A 13,776-nucleotide genomic window follows, 5' to 3' on the forward strand; every position below is an offset into this window, starting at 1 on the left:
ACTCCCACCGCCCGCGCCCGCCGACCTGCCGAGCACGGGGGTGCGGACGTCAGCGACCGGCGAGCCGGGCCTCGAGGCCGGCGCGGACGCCGGGCCACTCGTCGTCGACGATCGAGAAGTAGGCGGTGTCCCCCACCGTGCCGTCGGCGGCGACGCGGTGCTTGCGCAGCACGCCCTCCGGCGTGGCGCCGAGGCGCCGGATGGCCGCGCACGAGCGCGTGTTGCGGGAGTCGGCGCGCAGCGCGACGCGGCGCATGCCCCACTCGTCGAACGCGTGCCGCAGCAGCAGGAGCTTGCACGCCGGGTTGGTCGTGCCGCCCCACCAGTCGCGACCGTAGAAGGTGGTGCCGATCTCCACGCGGCGCGGGCCCGGCGCCAGCTCGTAGAACCGGGTGGACCCGCGCACCGCGCCGTCGTCGCCCACGACGGCGAACGCCGTCGTGCCGGGCGTCGCGACGCCCGCCTCGATCCACGCCTCGAGGTCCGCGACCCCGGACGGGACCGGCGACGTCATGCCGAACCAGAGGTCGGCGTCGATCAGGGGGAGCAGCGCCTCGGCGTGCTGCGGGCCGAGCGGCTCCAGGCGCACGCCGTGGCCGGCGAGGACGAGGTCGTGGATCACCGGCCCATCCTCGCCGACCATGCCCGTGCGCACGTTCTCGCGCCGCATTCCGAGCACCACCCCATGCTCGGCGCAGGATGGGGGCATGGACGACGCCCTGCACGAGATGACCGCCACCCGGTTGCGCGACCTGCTGCGCGCGGGAGAGCTCACGCCGACCGAGGTGGCCGACCACTTCCTCGCCCGGATCGAGCGCGCCAACCCCGACCTGGGGGCGTTCGCCACCGTCGCCCCCGAGGCGGCGCGCGCGCGGACGGCGGCCCTCGAGCGCGACGGCGCGCACGGCCGGGCGACCCTGTGGGGGCTGCCCGGCGGGGACAAGGACCTGTGGATGCGGGCCGGTGTGCCCGCCCGGTTCGGCTCCCGCGCCTTCGCCGGCGACGACGCCGTCGTGCCGCCGGTGAGCGACGAGATCGTCGACGTCCTCGACGCCGCCGGCATGGTGAGCCTCGGCCGCACGACCGCCCCCGAGCTCGGCTTCCCCGCGTACACCGAGCCGCTGGCGGGGCCGGTGGCACGCAACCCGTGGGACCCGGGCCTCGGGGCGGGCGGGTCGAGCGGCGGCGCCGCCGTCGCCGTCGCGGCGGGCCTGCTCCCGTGCGCACCGGGGTCGGACGGCGGCGGGTCGGTCCGCATCCCCGCCGCCGCGTGCGGCGTGGTCGGGCTCAAGCCGAGCCGCGGCCTCGTGCCGGCGGGGTCGGGCCAGGAGTCGCTGGGCGGGCTGGTCGTCAACGGGCCGCTCGCCCGCACCACCGAGGACACCGCGCTGCTGCTGGAGGGCATGCTCACCTGGACCCCGGACGGCCGCGTGGCGCACCCGCTCACGCTGCGCGCGCCGTCGGCCCGCGCCGGGGAGTACCTGGCCGCGGCGCGCCGCGGAGAGGTGGCGGGCGTCGGGGGCGAGGACGTGCGGGGCCGGTTCCGGATCGGTGTCACGACCGACTCCGCCTGGGACGACTTCTACACGATCACGACGTCGGACGAGGCACGCGCCGCGCTCGACACCGGCGTGGCGACGCTCGCCGGCCTGGGGCACGAGGTCGACGACCTGTCCCTCGAGCCCGACCCGACGTACGGCCCCGCCTTCCGCACCCTGTGGATGGCGGGCGCCTCCGCGGTCCCGCTGGACGACCCCGCACGGCTCGACCGGCTCGAGCCGCTCACCCGGTGGCTCATCGGCCGCGGCCGCCAGGTGCCCGCCCGCGAGCTCGCCGAGGCGCTGCGTGCGCTCACGGCGTTCGAGCGCAGGCTGGTCGCGCAGGTGTCACGGTTCGACGCCGTCGTCACCCCCGCGCTCGCGACGACGCCCCGCCCGCTCGGCTGGTTCGACCCCGAGGACCCCGAGCGCAACTTCGAGCAGCAGTGCCAGTACACGCCGTGGACGTCGATGCTCAACGTGGCGGGGCTGCCGGCGATCACGCTGCCGACCCGCTGGACCGACGACGGGCTGCCGATGGGCGTCCAGCTGATCGGGCGGCCGGGCGGCGAGACGACGCTCCTCGCTCTCGCCGCCCAGCTCGAGGACCGGCTGCGCTGGGCGGACCGGCACCCTCCGGCCTGGTGATCAGGCGGGAACCCTCTCCGCCGTCGCGCCCTCGAGCGGCGGGTAGGTCTCGCCACCCACCCGCTCCGCCGCCGCGATGTACCCGGCCAGGGCCGAGCGCGAGCGGGCGAGCCTCGCCATCTGGTCCTCCAGACGCCGCAGGCGGGAGCGCATCGCGGTCAGGAGCTCGACACAACCGGGCAGCTGCGGCTCCTCGCCGACCGCGCACGGCAGGACGTAGGCGATGTCCTCGGACGACAGGCCCGCGTCGAGCAGGTGCCGGATCTGGCGCACCCGCAGCACGGCCCCCTCGTCGAACTCGCGGTAGCCGTTCGAGCGTCGGGCGACGTCCAGCAGGCCCTGGGCCTCGTAGTAGCGCAGCTGGTGCGTCCGCACGCCCGTGCGGCGGCTCAGCTCACCGATCCGCATCCCGCTCCCCCTTGACCTTCACACCGGTATGAACGTCGACGATGCTGCCATGGTCACCAGAACCCACAAGCCGTCGTCCCCCGCCCCCGTCTCCGTCGTCGGACTCGGCCTCATGGGTCGCGCGCTCGCCGGCGCGTTCCTGCGGGCCGGGCACCCCACCACCGTGTGGAACCGCACCCCCGCCAGGGCCGACGCGTTGGTGGCGGACGGCGCGCACCTGGCGCCCACGGCGGCCGCGGCGGTCCGTCCCGGCGGCCTGACGATCGTCTGCCTCACCGACGACGCCGCCGTGCGCGAGCTGCTCGGCCACGACGACGTCGACCTCGCCGGCGCCACGCTGGTCAACCTCACGTCCAGCAGCTCCTCGCAGGCCAGGGAGACCGCCCGGTGGGCCGCCCGCCGCGGCGCGCGATACCTCGACGGCGCGATCATGGCCGTGCCGCCCGCGATCGGGACGGCGGACGCGGTCGTCCTGCACAGCGGGCCCCGGACGGACTTCGACGCGCACGCCGCCACCCTCGCCGCGCTCGGCACCGTCACCCACCTCGGCGAGGACCCCGGGCTGGCGTCCCTCTACGACGCGGCCGGCCTCACGATGATGTGGAGCGTCCTCGACGCGTGGCTGCACGGCACCGCCATGCTCCGCACGGCCGGGGTGGACGCCGCCGCCTTCGCCCCGTTCGCCCGGCAGATCGCGGAGGGCGTGGCCGCCTGGCTGCCCGGCTACGCGGAGCAGGTCGACAGCGGCAGGTTCCCGGCGGAGGCCTCGGCCCTCGAGACGGACGCGCGCGCGATGGCGCACCTCGTCGAGGAGAGCGCGGCGCTGGGCGTGAGCACCGAGCTGCCGAGACTGCTCAAGGCCGTGGCCGACCGTGGCGTCGCCGCGGGCCACGGTCACGAGCAGTACCCGGTGCTGATCGAGGAGTTCGGCCGCCCGACGCCCTGACCTGCCGGTCGCCACCCGGAGGACCACGACCTGAGACGTCGGCGTGCGAGCCGGCGAGCACGCGCCTACGGTCGGTCCTCGAGGTCGTTCGTCCGACGGAAGGAGCCCCGATGGGACTGGGAGACAAGGCCAAGCACCTGGCGGAAGAGGCCGAAGGCAAGGCCAAGGAAGCCACGGGCAAGCTCACCGACGACGAGAGCAAAGAGGCCGAGGGCAAGGCCCAGCAGGCCAGCGCGAACCTCAAGCAGGCGGGCGACGACGTCAAGGACGCGTTCAAGGGCTGACCCGCTGACACGACGGGGCGCCACCGCACGGTGGCGCCCCGTCGTCATGTCCGCCCGGGGCGGGGCCGACGGCTCAGAGGTCGTCGGGCAGGCAGCCGAACGCCTCGTCGGCGCCCAGCGCGGCGGTGGCGAGCAGCCCCTCGAGGCCGGAGCCCTCGGGCACGGGGCGCGGGTCGTCGACGACGACCCACAGCCCGTCCACGACGTCGTACTGCGCCTGCGGCCCCTCGGTCACGAGCGAGCGGACGGCGGCGACGAGCCGCTCGACCTCCTCGCCCGCGGTGCCGAGGCCCACCGACGCGCGGACGGCGCCGGCGTCGAAGCCGAGGCGGCCGAGCAGCGGGTGGGCGCAGAACCGGCCGTCGCGCACGCCGATGCCGTGCTCGGCGGACAGGTACGCGGCGACGAGGCCGGGGTCGTACCCGGTGACCGTGAACGTCACGACGCCCACCGGGTCGACGGCGTCGTCCCAGACGTGGACGACCTCGACGCGCTCGATCTCGCCGAGCCCGTCCACGAGCCGGCGTCGCAGGGCGTCCTCGTGCCCGGCCGCGACCCACGGGTCGAGGGCGGCGAGCTCGTCGCACGCGGCCGCGAGCGCCACCGCGCCCACGACGTTGGGCGAGCCGGCCTCGTGCCGGGCGGGGCCCTCGTGCCAGTCGGTCGTGGTGGTGCGCACCCGGCGCACGGCGCCGCCGCCGGCCAGGTACGGGGTGCCGGCGTCGAGCCAGTCGCGCCGGCCGACCAGGGCACCGGCCCCGAACGGCGCGTACGTCTTGTGGCCCGAGAACGCGACGTAGTCGACGCCCGTCTCCGCGAGCGAGAAGCGGCGGTGCGGCACCAGCTGGGCGCCGTCGAGCACGACGCGCGCGCCGGCGCCGTGCGCGGCAGCGACGACGTCGGCCACGGGCAGCGCCTCGCCGGTCACGTTGGACGCGCCGGTGAGCGCCAGGAGGGCGTAGGGGCGGCCCGCGGCAGCGGCCGACCCCAGCTCTTCCTCGATCTCCGCGAGGGTGGCGGCCACGGACGGGCCGCCCGCGACGACGGTCGCGTCGGTGACGCGCTGCCAGGGCAGCAGGTTGGCGTGGTGCTCGATGTCGAGCACGAGGACGCGGCCGGGCTCGCCGGTGGCCGGGTCGGCGGGCACGCAGCCCGCGAGCAGGTTGAGCGAGTCCGTCGTGTTGCGGGTGACGATCGTGAGGTCGTCCTCGCGGGCTCCGACGAACGCGCCGATCGTGCGGCGGGCCGTCTCGTACAGGGCCGTCGAGACCTGCGACAGGTAGCCGGCGCCGCGATGGACGCTGGCGTACAGCGGCAGCACGCGCGCGACCCGGTCGGCCACGGCCTGCAGGGCGGGCGCCGACGCCGCGACGTCGAGGTTGGCGTACGGCAGCTGACGGCCGTCGACGAGCGGCACGAGCGTGTCGCCGCCGACGACGGGCAGCACGGGTGCGACGTCCTGCACGGCGCCGACGCGCACGGCGGGCACCGCAGGCGCGGGGGTGAGCGTGGTCATGCGTGGTCCTCCTCGGTCGTGCCGGGGAGGTGGCTCCCCGCGCTTGCCCGCGCGCCGGACGGCGCAGGGCCAGGTCGTCACCCGGGGCACCCCGCCGCGAGAGGAGGGTTGCCGGCCAGCGAGCCGGGGCTTCGCGCTGGCGCTCTTGACCTGCCGCCCATCGTGCGTGCGCAGCACCACACGGTCAAGCGGAGCCCGCCCCCTTCTCACGATGCGGTCGCGTGAGACGCTGGATGCATGCCCGATCGCACCGTTCCGGCCTCCGGCGCGCCTCCGGGAGGCCCCGTCGGAAGCCCCGTCGGAACCCCGGCCGAGCTGGTCGCCCGCGCCCTCGCCGGCGGCGACCTCCACGCCGCAGGGCTCGCCGCCCGCGCGGCGACCGGGGACGACGCCGCCGACGTCCTCGACCTCGTCGGCGGGCGGGCCGCCGCGGGCTCCGCGCCCGCGACCGAGCTGCTGGTGGAGCTGCTGGACGCGTCCGGCGTCGTCCGGCGCTTCGTGCGCGGCGCCCTGCTCGACGAGGCCGCCGTGGACGACGTCTCCCAGGACGTGCTGGTCTCCGTGGCGACGTCGGTCCGGTCGTTCGCGGGCGGGTCGCGGGTCACCACGTGGGTGCACGGGATCGTGCGCCACCGGGTGGTCGACCACCTGCGTCGGCAGCGCGCCACCGCTCCCCTGCCCGACGACGACGTCGGGCCGTCGGAACGGATGAGCTCCCTCATCGCCACGCGCGCCACCGTGCGTGACGCGCTCGCCGCCCTGCCCGAGCTCTACCGCGAGCCCGTGACGCTGCGCGACATCGAGGGCCTGCCCTACGCGGAGGTGGCCGACCGTCTGGGTCGCAGCGTCGGCACCGTGAAGTCACAGGTCTCGCGCGGCCGCGCGCTCGTGGCCGCGGCCCTCGGGAGCCTGTCCTGATGGCCGCGCCGGCCGCGCCCGAGCCGTTGCTCGGGCGGTACCGGGTGGGCGACGTGATCGGCGTCGGGTCGTTCGCCACCGTGCACCGCGCCGTGGACGAGCGCCTGGACGACGTCGTCGTGGTGAAGGTGCTGGCCGAGAACCACAGCCTCAACCCGGAGGTCCGCGAGCGGTTCATCGCGGAGGGCCGGGCGCTGCGGCGGGTGGCGAGCCCGCACGTCGTCGCCGTGCACGACATCGGCGAGAGCGACCGCCAGCAGCCCTACCTCGTCCTCGAGCTCGCCGACCGCGGCACCCTTGCGGCCCGCGTCGCGGCCCTGCGGGCCGACGGGTGGACGGCGACGCCCGCCGACGTGCTCGCCGTCGCCCGGGGGCTCGCCGCCGCGGTCGAGGCCGTGCACGCCGCGCGCCTCGTGCACCGGGACCTCAGCCCCGGCAACGTGCTGCTGCGCACCGGCCCGGAGGGCGCGGTCGAGGGCGTTCCCGCCGCCGTCGTCCGGCCGGACGAGCGCCTCGTCCTGGCCGACCTCGGCATGAGCAAGGACCTGGCCCGCAGCTCCGGGCTGACCGTCGCGGGCGGCACCGAGGGGTTCCGGCCGCCGGAGCAGGACGGCCCCGGCACGGTCGACACCCGCGCCGACCTGTGGGCGATGTCCGCGCTGCTGTCCTGGCTCGTCGACGGCGCCGACCTCCCGCGCTCCCTCGACGCCGCGCTGCGCCGCAGCCTCGCCGACGCCCCCGCCCGGCGGCACCCCGACGCCGCAGCCTGGCTGGCCGACGTCGAGGGGGCGCTCGGCCCGGGCACGACCGGCGGCCCGGACCGCGCGCGACGCCGCCCGGCCGCCGTCGTCGTCGCCGCGGTCACCGCCGCCGTCCTCGGCCTGGGCGCGGGCGCCGGCGTCACGGCCTGGCTCGACCGGCCTCGCTCGGCCGCGGGCGGCGCGAGCGTCGCGATCTCCGGGCCCGGGGCGGCGACCGTCGGCGAGCCGGTCACCCTCACGGCCGACGTCGCGGGCGCGGAGCACTGGGTGTGGACGCTGCCCACGGGCACCTACGTGGCCGACGACGAGCGCGTGCGGCTCACCGCCAGCAGCGCCGGCGCCGCCGAGGTGGTGCTCGAGGCCCGCGCCCCGGACGGGACCGCCCTCACGGCCGTGCACCGGCTGCGGGTCGGCGCCGGGTCCTGACCCGGACGAAGAAATCTCGGTCCGCGTGCAACCTTTCCGCCGCCGCGGACGACTCACGGGGGTCAGCACCGCACGGGGCTGGCCCCATCGACCAGGAGAGACCATGCGACACCTTCCCCGCCGACTGACGCCGATCGCCCTCGCGAGCCTCCTCGCCCTGAGCGCGTGCGCGTCCCCGACCCCCGACGCCGAGTTCGACGACCCGGGCACCTCGGCGTCGGACACGACGGCGACGCAGCCCGCCGACGACGCCGCGGGCGCCGACGAGCAGGCCGACGGGACCGAGGAGACCGCCGACGCGCCGGCGGCGAAGGATCCCTCGGCGTACACCGTCCGCTACGCCGACAGCGACAAGACCGTCATCACCCTCGACCGGGCCCAGGTGGAGCAGCTCACCGGCACCGACCTGGCCGCCGGCACCGCCGACGCCCAGGCCGTGCTCGCGGAACCCGGCACCTGGTCGGGTGCGGACACGAAGGAGCACGCCGACGTCATCGTCGACGCCGCGACCCGCGAGTCCGACCGGATCGACCGCGTGCTCACGCAGCAGGCGGACGGCCGCGACGTCGAGCTGCGGCTGTTCGTCAAGCACCACCAGGACGCCCACGTGGCGCACTTCGGCGAGGACGACGACGACTGACCCCCAGGTGTGCCGCGGGTCAGACGCCAGGGCCGTCCCGCCAGCCGAGCACGTTGTCCGCGCCCTGGGGGTAGGGGGCCTCGTGCGGGCGACCGCCCTCGGGACGCGGCGGCGGCAGGTCGCGCGGACGCTCCAACGGCTCCCTGCGCTCGCGCCGGAACCACCCCTTGATCGTGGCGAGGATTGCCATCGTCCGTCTCCTTCGAGGTGCGGCCAAGCCCGAGTCCTGCCGGAGACTTTACCTTCGGCCGCGCCTGGGCACACCGGGGACGCGCGGCGTTCGCGTCCCGAGACGGGGTGACCAGCACGCGGACGGCTGTCGTACGATCGCCAGGACCATCCCGAGCGGCCGAGTGACGTGGCACGTCGACGCCGCAGCAACCCGCGGGCCGGCCGCCGGCGACGGCGGCCCGTCCGGACGAGGGTGCTACCGCCACGACCGATGGGAGGACTGCGATGAGCACCCAGATCGATCCCCGCCCCGCCGAGGGCTACGCCGGCGACCTCACCCCGCAGCAGGCGTGGGACCTGCTCGCCGGCGATCCGGACGCCGTCCTCGTCGACGTGCGCACCGAGGGCGAGTGGCGCGCCATCGGCGTGCCGGACACCGCGACCGCCGGGAAGACCCCGGTCTTCGTCGAGTGGGTGCAGGCGGGCGGGCGCCCGAACGCCGGCTTCCTCGCCGAGCTCGCCGCCGCGGGCGTGACCGCGGACCGCCCCGTCGTCTTCCTGTGCCGCTCCGGCCAGCGCTCGATCGGCGCGGCGCGCCTCGCGACGTCGTCGGGCCTCGGCCCGGCGTACAACGTGCTCGAGGGCTTCGAGGGCGGCCCCGGCTTCGACGGCGTCCGCGACCGCGAGGGCTGGAAGGTGCGCGGCCTGCCGTGGGGCGCGTACGACGCCGCCCGGCAGCAGGACCCGGAGCAGGCCCGATGAGCGGCGTGCAGGTCCCGACCGGCCCTGGCGCCGACCCCACGACCTTCGGCGGCTCGCGCCCGCTGCCCGCCACGGCCCGGCCCGCGACCCTGGCCGTGCGCGGCGGGCACCGTCGGTCGGACTTCCAGGAGATGTCCGAGGGCCTGTTCCTCACCCAGGGGTACACCTACGCCTCGGCGGCGGACGCCGAGGCGGCGTTCGCCGGCGAGCGCTCGCAGTTCCTGTACTCGCGGTACGGCAACCCGACGGTGCACACGTTCGAGGAGCGGCTGCGCCTCATCGAGGGTGCCGAGGCCTGCTACGCCACGGCGTCGGGCATGTCGGCGGTGTTCAACGCCCTCGCCGCGCTGGTCTCCAGCGGTTCGCGCATCGTCTCGGCGCGGGCCCTGTTCGGGTCCACCAACGTCATCTACGACGAGATCTTCGCCAAGTGGGGGGTGCGCGTCGACCTGGTCGACGGGCACGTGACCTCGCAGTGGGAGGAGGCCCTCGCCACGCCGGCAGACGTCGTGTTCTTCGAGTCGCCGTCCAACCCCATGCAGGACCTCGTGGACGTGCGGCGGGTGGCCGAGCTCGCGCACGCCGCCGGCGCCGTCGTCGTGGTGGACAACGTGTTCGCGACGCCGGTGCTGCAGAAGCCGCTCGAGCTCGGTGCCGACGTCGTCGTGTACTCGGCCACCAAGCACATCGACGGGCAGGGGCGCGTGCTCGGCGGCGCGATCCTCGGCACGGAGGAGTTCCTCACCGGGCCGGTGCAGACGTTCGTGCGCAACACCGGCCCGTCGCTGAGCCCGTTCAACGCGTGGGTGCTGCTCAAGGGCCTGGAGACGCTCGACGTGCGCGTGCGAGCCCAGAACGCGGCGGCGCTGCAGGTCGCGACCGCGCTCGAGGAGCTCGACGGAGTGACCGGGGTGCGCTACCCGTTCCTCCCGTCGCACCCGCAGCACGAGCTCGCCAAGGCGCAGCAGTCGGGCGGCGGCACGGTCGTGACGTTCGACCTGGCCGTGCCCGAGGGCACGGAGGCGGCCGAGGCGAAGAAGCGCACGTTCGCGTTCCTCGACGCCCTCCAGGTCGTCGACATCTCCAACAACCTCGGCGACGCGAAGTCGATCATCACGCACCCCGCCACGACGACGCACCGCAAGCTCGGCCCCGAGGGCCGCGCCAAGGTCGGCATCGCCGAGACCACCGTGCGGCTGTCGATCGGCCTCGAGGACCCGCGGGACATCGTCGAGGACGTCGAGCAGGCGCTGCACGCCTGACCTCCTGCGACGTGTCGGAGGCCCCTGCCATGCTCGGGGCCCGGCACGTTCGACGAGGAGGACCCGTGGGGACGCAGCACGACTTCGACTTCCTGTTCGGCGCGTGGCACGTCCGTCATCGCCGTTGGACCGAGCCCCTGGCCATGGGGTCGACGACGGGCACCTGGGCCGAGTTCGACACCGAGGCCGTCGCCGGGCCGATCCTCGACGGCCTCGGCAACGCCGACGACACGTCCGGCACGCTGCCCGACGGGTCCCGGTTCAGCGGTCACAGCCTCCGCCTGTACGACCCGTCACGTGACGTGTGGCGGATCTGGTGGGCATCCACGAGCCAGCCCGGTCGGCTGGACCCCCCGGTCGAGGGCACGTTCACGGACGGCGTCGGCACCTTCGTCGGCCCCTTCGAGCACGAGGGCAGGACGATCCTCGCCCGGTTCCGGTGGCTCGACACAGACTCTCCGCGTCCCCGGTGGGAGCAGGACTTCTCCTTCGACGAAGGCCGTACCTGGGAGCCGGTGAACTGGGTCATGACCCACACCCGGATCCGCTGAGACGTCCCGGACGTCCCGCACCCCGCGGAATTCCCTGTGACCGCGCGGCACGGCCCGGCCTACGGTCGATGGGTGCCCGACGCCGTCTTCGCCGACCCCACGCTCGCCCGGCTGTACGACCCGCTCGACCCGGACCGCGGCGACCTCGTCCCGTACCTGACGCTCGCCCACGAGCTGGGCGCGCGCCGCGTGCTCGACGTCGGCTGCGGGACGGGCACGTTGGCGTGCCTGCTCGCGGCGGAGGGGTTCGAGGTCGTCGGGGTGGACCCGGCGGGCGCCTCGCTCGAGGTAGCACGCGGCAAGCCCGGCGCCGAGCGCGTGCGGTGGCTGCACGGCGACGCCACCACGCTGCCGCCGCTGCAGACGGACCTCGCGACGATGACCGGCAACGTCGCGCAGGTCTTCGGCACCGACGACGCGTGGTCGGCGACACTGCGGGGCGCCCACGCCGCCCTCGTCCCCGGCGGGCACCTGGTGTTCGAGACCCGCGACCCGGCCCAGCGGTTCTGGGAGCGCTGGACGCGCGAGCGCACGCACCGCCGCGACGACGTGCCGGGGTTCGGCGTCGTCGAGACGTGGACCGACCTGGTCGACGTCTCGTTGCCGTTCGTGACGTTCCGCGGCACGTTCGTCCTGGCCGACGGGCGCGTGCTGCGCTCGGACTCGACGCTCCGGTTCCGGGAGCACGGCGAGCTGGTGGCGTCGCTCGAGGACGCCGGTTACGTCGTCGAGCAGGTGCGCGACGCCCCCGACCGCCCGGGTCTGGAGTGGGTCTTCGTCGCCCGGGCGGCCGAGCCCGGCTGACGCGGCTGACGCGAGCTCAGCGCGCGGTGCGGACGACCATCTTCCCGGTGTTGGCGCCGCGCATCATGTCGAGGAACGCCTGCGGGGCGTTCTCGATGCCGTCGACGACGGTCTCGTCGTAGGCGATCTTCCCGTCGGCGAACCAGCCCGCCATGTGCTCGCGGAACGCGGGCGCGTGGTGCAGGTACCCGCCGAGCGTGAAGCCCTCGAGCCGGAGCCCGCGGGTGACGAGGTTCGCCATGTTGTCCGGGCCGGGCAGGCGGTCGGTGGAGTTGTAGCCGGCGATGGCGCCGCAGAGCGCGACCCGTCCGCCGTCGTTCATGACGTCGAGGGCCGCGGTGAGGTGGTCGCCGCCGACGTTGTCGAAGAAGACGTCGACGCCGCCCGGCACGAGCGCGGGGAGCTGCTCTCGCACGGGCGCGTCCTTGTAGTCGAGGGCCGCGTCGTAGCCGTACTTCGAGGTGAGCAGCTCGACCTTCTCGGCCGACCCTGCCGACCCGACCACCCGCTCGGCGCCGAGCAGCCGCGCGATCTGGCCGGCGGCGGTGCCGACGGCCCCCGCGGCACCCGAGACGAACACCGTGTCGCCCGGCTTCATGCCCGCGATCGCGGTGAGGCCGACGTAGGCCGTGAGACCCGTCATGCCGAGGATGCCGAGGTGCAGCGACAGGGGCGCGCCCGGGATCTCGGGCACGACCCGGAAGCCGCGCGCGTCCTCCTGCGCGACGTCGCGCCAGCCGTGCTGGTGCAGCACGACCGCACCCACGGGGACGTCGTCGGACGTGGACTCGACGACGCGGCCGACCGCGCCACCCGTCATGGTCTCCCCCAGCGCGTAGGGCGGGGTGTAGCTCTTCACGTCGTTCATGCGACCGCGCATGTAGGGGTCGACGGAGACGAACTCGTTGACGACGCGGACCTGACCGGGCTCGAGGTCGCCGTACGTGACCTGGACGGTGCGGAAGTCGTCCGGCGCCGGCCACCCGGTGGGGCGGGCGGCGAGCTGGACCTGGGTGCTGACGATCGAGGACATGCGGGGTGGTGCCTTCTTCCGGTGACGGGGGGTCAGGACGCGAGGCCGACGACCAGCGCGAGGACGGCGAGCAGAGGCACGGCGCCCTGCTTGACGGCGGCAGCGCGCTTGCCGGGGGACGACAGGAACAGGACGAGGGCGGCCGCGAGCATGCTGCCCGTGCCGGCCAGGACGAGGGCCGCGCCGGCGCCCGTGCTGCCGGCGGCGACGAGCACGATGCCGACCGTCGTCACGACGGCGAGGAACAGGTTGTAGAACCCCTGGTTGAAGGCCAGCTCGCGCGTGGCGGCGGCCTCCTGCTCCGTCGTGCCGAACGTGGCGCGCGCCCGCGGCGTGGTCCACGCGAGGGACTCGAGCCAGAAGATGTACACGTGGAGCGCGGCGGCGATCCCTGCCAGGACGAGCCCTGCGACGACCATCGGTCCCCCTGCTGCCTGCCCGGCACGGTCGGCCGGTTCGATTCTGTAACGGTCGGTCCACTGTATATACTGCAACGAGCGTTGCACAACTTGGAGGCACGATGGGCAGGGCGCAGGGGTTCGAGACCGAGCAGGCGGTCCGGGCGGCCCGCGAGGTGTTCTGGCGCGACGGTTACGCGGAGGCGTCCGTCCCCGCTCTGGAGCGCGCCACGGGACTGAACCGGTCGAGCATCTACCACGCCTTCGGCTCCAAGCGCGGGCTCTTCGACGCCGCCGTGCAGAGCTACCTGGACGAGGTCGTGCGGCCGCGCCTGCGCCCGCTCGTGGCCGACGACGTCGCCCCCGGCGCGCTCGTCGAGTACCTCACCGGGCTGCGCGCGGCACTCGCCCGCGCGGACGAGGTCCAGGGGACCTCGGGCTGCCTGCTCGTCAACACGTCCAGCTCGCCCATCGCGGCCGACGACGCCGTGCGGCGGACCGTCGCCGACTACCGCGCCGAGCTGCGCGCCGCCCTCCGGCGCGGGGTGGTCGCGAGGCGCCCGGACGCCGCGGACGCCGACGTCGACCGGCTCGCCGACGTCTGCACGGCCCTCGTCATCAGCGCGTTCACCCTGGTGCGCGTGGATCCGCCGAGCGCGCTGCACTGCCTGGACACCGCCGTCGAGGTCCTCGAGCACTGACCGCACCCG

General features: G+C 75.3%; 17 protein-coding genes and 1 riboswitch. Of the genes, 11 read left to right on the forward strand and 6 right to left on the reverse strand.

Going from position 1 to position 13,776, the window contains the following annotated elements:
- Window positions 1–49 precede the first annotated feature (49 nt).
- Entirely contained in the window at window positions 50–622 is a 573-nt protein-coding gene (locus tag ACFQ8E_RS19205; RefSeq protein ID WP_430552164.1) for a GNAT family N-acetyltransferase, read from the reverse strand.
- A gap of 85 nt (window positions 623–707) precedes the next feature.
- On the opposite strand from ACFQ8E_RS19205, the gene ACFQ8E_RS19210 reads away from it, so the two are divergent.
- On the forward strand, window positions 708–2,186 hold the full coding sequence (locus ACFQ8E_RS19210; protein WP_430552165.1) for an amidase: 1,479 nt from the start codon (window positions 708–710) through the stop codon (window positions 2,184–2,186).
- Here the strand turns inward: ACFQ8E_RS19210 and ACFQ8E_RS19215 are convergent, their stop codons facing one another.
- Entirely contained in the window at window positions 2,187–2,594 is a 408-nt protein-coding gene (locus tag ACFQ8E_RS19215) for a MerR family transcriptional regulator (RefSeq protein ID WP_430552166.1), read from the reverse strand. It lies immediately after the preceding gene.
- A 49-nt stretch (window positions 2,595–2,643) separates the two neighbouring features.
- Here ACFQ8E_RS19215 and ACFQ8E_RS19220 point away from each other — a divergent pair, with 49 nt between their 5' ends.
- Both ACFQ8E_RS19220 and ACFQ8E_RS19225 read left to right on the forward strand, forming a co-directional pair.
- Entirely contained in the window at window positions 2,644–3,540 is an 897-nt protein-coding gene (locus ACFQ8E_RS19220; RefSeq protein ID WP_430552167.1) for an NAD(P)-dependent oxidoreductase, read from the forward strand.
- A gap of 110 nt (window positions 3,541–3,650) precedes the next feature.
- Window positions 3,651–3,824: a CsbD family protein gene (locus tag ACFQ8E_RS19225; protein ID WP_429766061.1), complete on the forward strand. Its 174-nt coding sequence runs from the start codon at window positions 3,651–3,653 to the stop codon at window positions 3,822–3,824.
- A gap of 73 nt (window positions 3,825–3,897) precedes the next feature.
- Here the strand turns inward: ACFQ8E_RS19225 and ACFQ8E_RS19230 are convergent, their stop codons facing one another.
- A complete protein-coding gene (locus ACFQ8E_RS19230) occupies window positions 3,898–5,340 on the reverse strand; it encodes an aminotransferase class V-fold PLP-dependent enzyme (RefSeq protein ID WP_430552168.1) in 1,443 nt (480 codons plus the stop codon).
- 34 nt (window positions 5,341–5,374) lie between these two features.
- A riboswitch (SAM riboswitch) is annotated at window positions 5,375–5,491 on the reverse strand.
- A gap of 86 nt (window positions 5,492–5,577) precedes the next feature.
- Here ACFQ8E_RS19230 and ACFQ8E_RS19235 point away from each other — a divergent pair.
- The 3 genes from ACFQ8E_RS19235 (at window position 5,578) to ACFQ8E_RS19245 (ending at window position 8,085) form a co-directional block, all read left to right on the forward strand.
- On the forward strand, window positions 5,578–6,258 hold the full coding sequence (locus tag ACFQ8E_RS19235; RefSeq protein ID WP_430552169.1) for an RNA polymerase sigma factor: 681 nt from the start codon (window positions 5,578–5,580) through the stop codon (window positions 6,256–6,258).
- Complete coding sequence (locus ACFQ8E_RS19240; RefSeq protein ID WP_430552170.1) at window positions 6,258–7,445, forward strand: protein kinase; 1,188 nt, start codon at window positions 6,258–6,260, stop codon at window positions 7,443–7,445. Before ACFQ8E_RS19235 ends, ACFQ8E_RS19240 begins: the two co-directional genes overlap by 1 nt.
- Window positions 7,446–7,548: 103 nt before the next feature.
- Entirely contained in the window at window positions 7,549–8,085 is a 537-nt protein-coding gene (locus tag ACFQ8E_RS19245) for a hypothetical protein (protein ID WP_430552171.1), read from the forward strand.
- 19 nt (window positions 8,086–8,104) lie between these two features.
- Here the strand turns inward: ACFQ8E_RS19245 and ACFQ8E_RS19250 are convergent, their stop codons facing one another.
- Complete coding sequence (locus ACFQ8E_RS19250) at window positions 8,105–8,275, reverse strand: hypothetical protein (protein ID WP_430552172.1); 171 nt, start codon at window positions 8,273–8,275, stop codon at window positions 8,105–8,107.
- Between the two features lie 266 nt (window positions 8,276–8,541).
- Here ACFQ8E_RS19250 and ACFQ8E_RS19255 point away from each other — a divergent pair, with 266 nt between their 5' ends.
- The 4 genes from ACFQ8E_RS19255 to ACFQ8E_RS19270 all read left to right on the forward strand — a co-directional run bounded on the left by ACFQ8E_RS19255 (window position 8,542) and on the right by ACFQ8E_RS19270 (window position 11,635).
- On the forward strand, window positions 8,542–9,018 hold the full coding sequence (locus ACFQ8E_RS19255) for a rhodanese-like domain-containing protein (protein ID WP_430552173.1): 477 nt from the start codon (window positions 8,542–8,544) through the stop codon (window positions 9,016–9,018).
- On the forward strand, window positions 9,015–10,280 hold the full coding sequence (locus ACFQ8E_RS19260) for an O-succinylhomoserine sulfhydrylase (protein ID WP_430552174.1): 1,266 nt from the start codon (window positions 9,015–9,017) through the stop codon (window positions 10,278–10,280). Before ACFQ8E_RS19255 ends, ACFQ8E_RS19260 begins: the two co-directional genes overlap by 4 nt.
- Before the next feature lie 65 nt (window positions 10,281–10,345).
- Window positions 10,346–10,831, forward strand: a complete 486-nt coding sequence (locus ACFQ8E_RS19265) for a hypothetical protein (RefSeq protein WP_430552175.1) — start codon at window positions 10,346–10,348, stop codon at window positions 10,829–10,831.
- A gap of 72 nt (window positions 10,832–10,903) precedes the next feature.
- Window positions 10,904–11,635: a class I SAM-dependent methyltransferase gene (locus ACFQ8E_RS19270; protein WP_430552176.1), complete on the forward strand. Its 732-nt coding sequence runs from the start codon at window positions 10,904–10,906 to the stop codon at window positions 11,633–11,635.
- A 16-nt stretch (window positions 11,636–11,651) separates the two neighbouring features.
- Here ACFQ8E_RS19270 and ACFQ8E_RS19275 read toward each other — a convergent pair whose 3' ends face one another.
- On the reverse strand, window positions 11,652–12,668 hold the full coding sequence (locus ACFQ8E_RS19275; protein WP_430552177.1) for an NADP-dependent oxidoreductase: 1,017 nt from the start codon (window positions 12,666–12,668) through the stop codon (window positions 11,652–11,654).
- Window positions 12,669–12,700: 32 nt separating this feature from the next.
- On the reverse strand, window positions 12,701–13,087 hold the full coding sequence (locus ACFQ8E_RS19280) for a DUF1304 domain-containing protein (protein WP_430552178.1): 387 nt from the start codon (window positions 13,085–13,087) through the stop codon (window positions 12,701–12,703).
- Between the two features lie 101 nt (window positions 13,088–13,188).
- Between ACFQ8E_RS19280 and ACFQ8E_RS19285 the strand changes: the two genes are divergently transcribed.
- On the forward strand, window positions 13,189–13,767 hold the full coding sequence (locus ACFQ8E_RS19285) for a TetR/AcrR family transcriptional regulator (RefSeq protein WP_430552179.1): 579 nt from the start codon (window positions 13,189–13,191) through the stop codon (window positions 13,765–13,767).
- Window positions 13,768–13,776: the final 9 nt, after the last annotated feature.

The organism is Isoptericola sp. NPDC056573 (assembly GCF_042793335.1).
GTDB lineage: Bacteria > Actinomycetota > Actinomycetes > Actinomycetales > Cellulomonadaceae > Isoptericola.

What these genes read in the sequence shown, in the direction of transcription:
- ACFQ8E_RS19210 (WP_430552165.1), top strand. Translation starts at nt 708, where the DNA reads ATGGACGACGCCCTGCACGAGATGACCGCCACCCGGTTGCGCGACCTG.
- ACFQ8E_RS19215 (WP_430552166.1), bottom strand. Translation starts at nt 2,594, where the DNA reads ATGCGGATCGGTGAGCTGAGCCGCCGCACGGGCGTGCGGACGCACCAG.
- ACFQ8E_RS19220 (WP_430552167.1), top strand. Translation starts at nt 2,644, where the DNA reads ATGGTCACCAGAACCCACAAGCCGTCGTCCCCCGCCCCCGTCTCCGTC.
- ACFQ8E_RS19225 (WP_429766061.1), top strand. Translation starts at nt 3,651, where the DNA reads ATGGGACTGGGAGACAAGGCCAAGCACCTGGCGGAAGAGGCCGAAGGC.
- ACFQ8E_RS19230 (WP_430552168.1), bottom strand. Translation starts at nt 5,340, where the DNA reads ATGACCACGCTCACCCCCGCGCCTGCGGTGCCCGCCGTGCGCGTCGGC.
- ACFQ8E_RS19235 (WP_430552169.1), top strand. Translation starts at nt 5,578, where the DNA reads ATGCCCGATCGCACCGTTCCGGCCTCCGGCGCGCCTCCGGGAGGCCCC.
- ACFQ8E_RS19240 (WP_430552170.1), top strand. Translation starts at nt 6,258, where the DNA reads ATGGCCGCGCCGGCCGCGCCCGAGCCGTTGCTCGGGCGGTACCGGGTG.
- ACFQ8E_RS19245 (WP_430552171.1), top strand. Translation starts at nt 7,549, where the DNA reads ATGCGACACCTTCCCCGCCGACTGACGCCGATCGCCCTCGCGAGCCTC.
- ACFQ8E_RS19250 (WP_430552172.1), bottom strand. Translation starts at nt 8,275, where the DNA reads ATGGCAATCCTCGCCACGATCAAGGGGTGGTTCCGGCGCGAGCGCAGG.
- ACFQ8E_RS19255 (WP_430552173.1), top strand. Translation starts at nt 8,542, where the DNA reads ATGAGCACCCAGATCGATCCCCGCCCCGCCGAGGGCTACGCCGGCGAC.
- ACFQ8E_RS19260 (WP_430552174.1), top strand. Translation starts at nt 9,015, where the DNA reads ATGAGCGGCGTGCAGGTCCCGACCGGCCCTGGCGCCGACCCCACGACC.
- ACFQ8E_RS19275 (WP_430552177.1), bottom strand. Translation starts at nt 12,668, where the DNA reads ATGTCCTCGATCGTCAGCACCCAGGTCCAGCTCGCCGCCCGCCCCACC.
- ACFQ8E_RS19280 (WP_430552178.1), bottom strand. Translation starts at nt 13,087, where the DNA reads ATGGTCGTCGCAGGGCTCGTCCTGGCAGGGATCGCCGCCGCGCTCCAC.
- ACFQ8E_RS19285 (WP_430552179.1), top strand. Translation starts at nt 13,189, where the DNA reads ATGGGCAGGGCGCAGGGGTTCGAGACCGAGCAGGCGGTCCGGGCGGCC.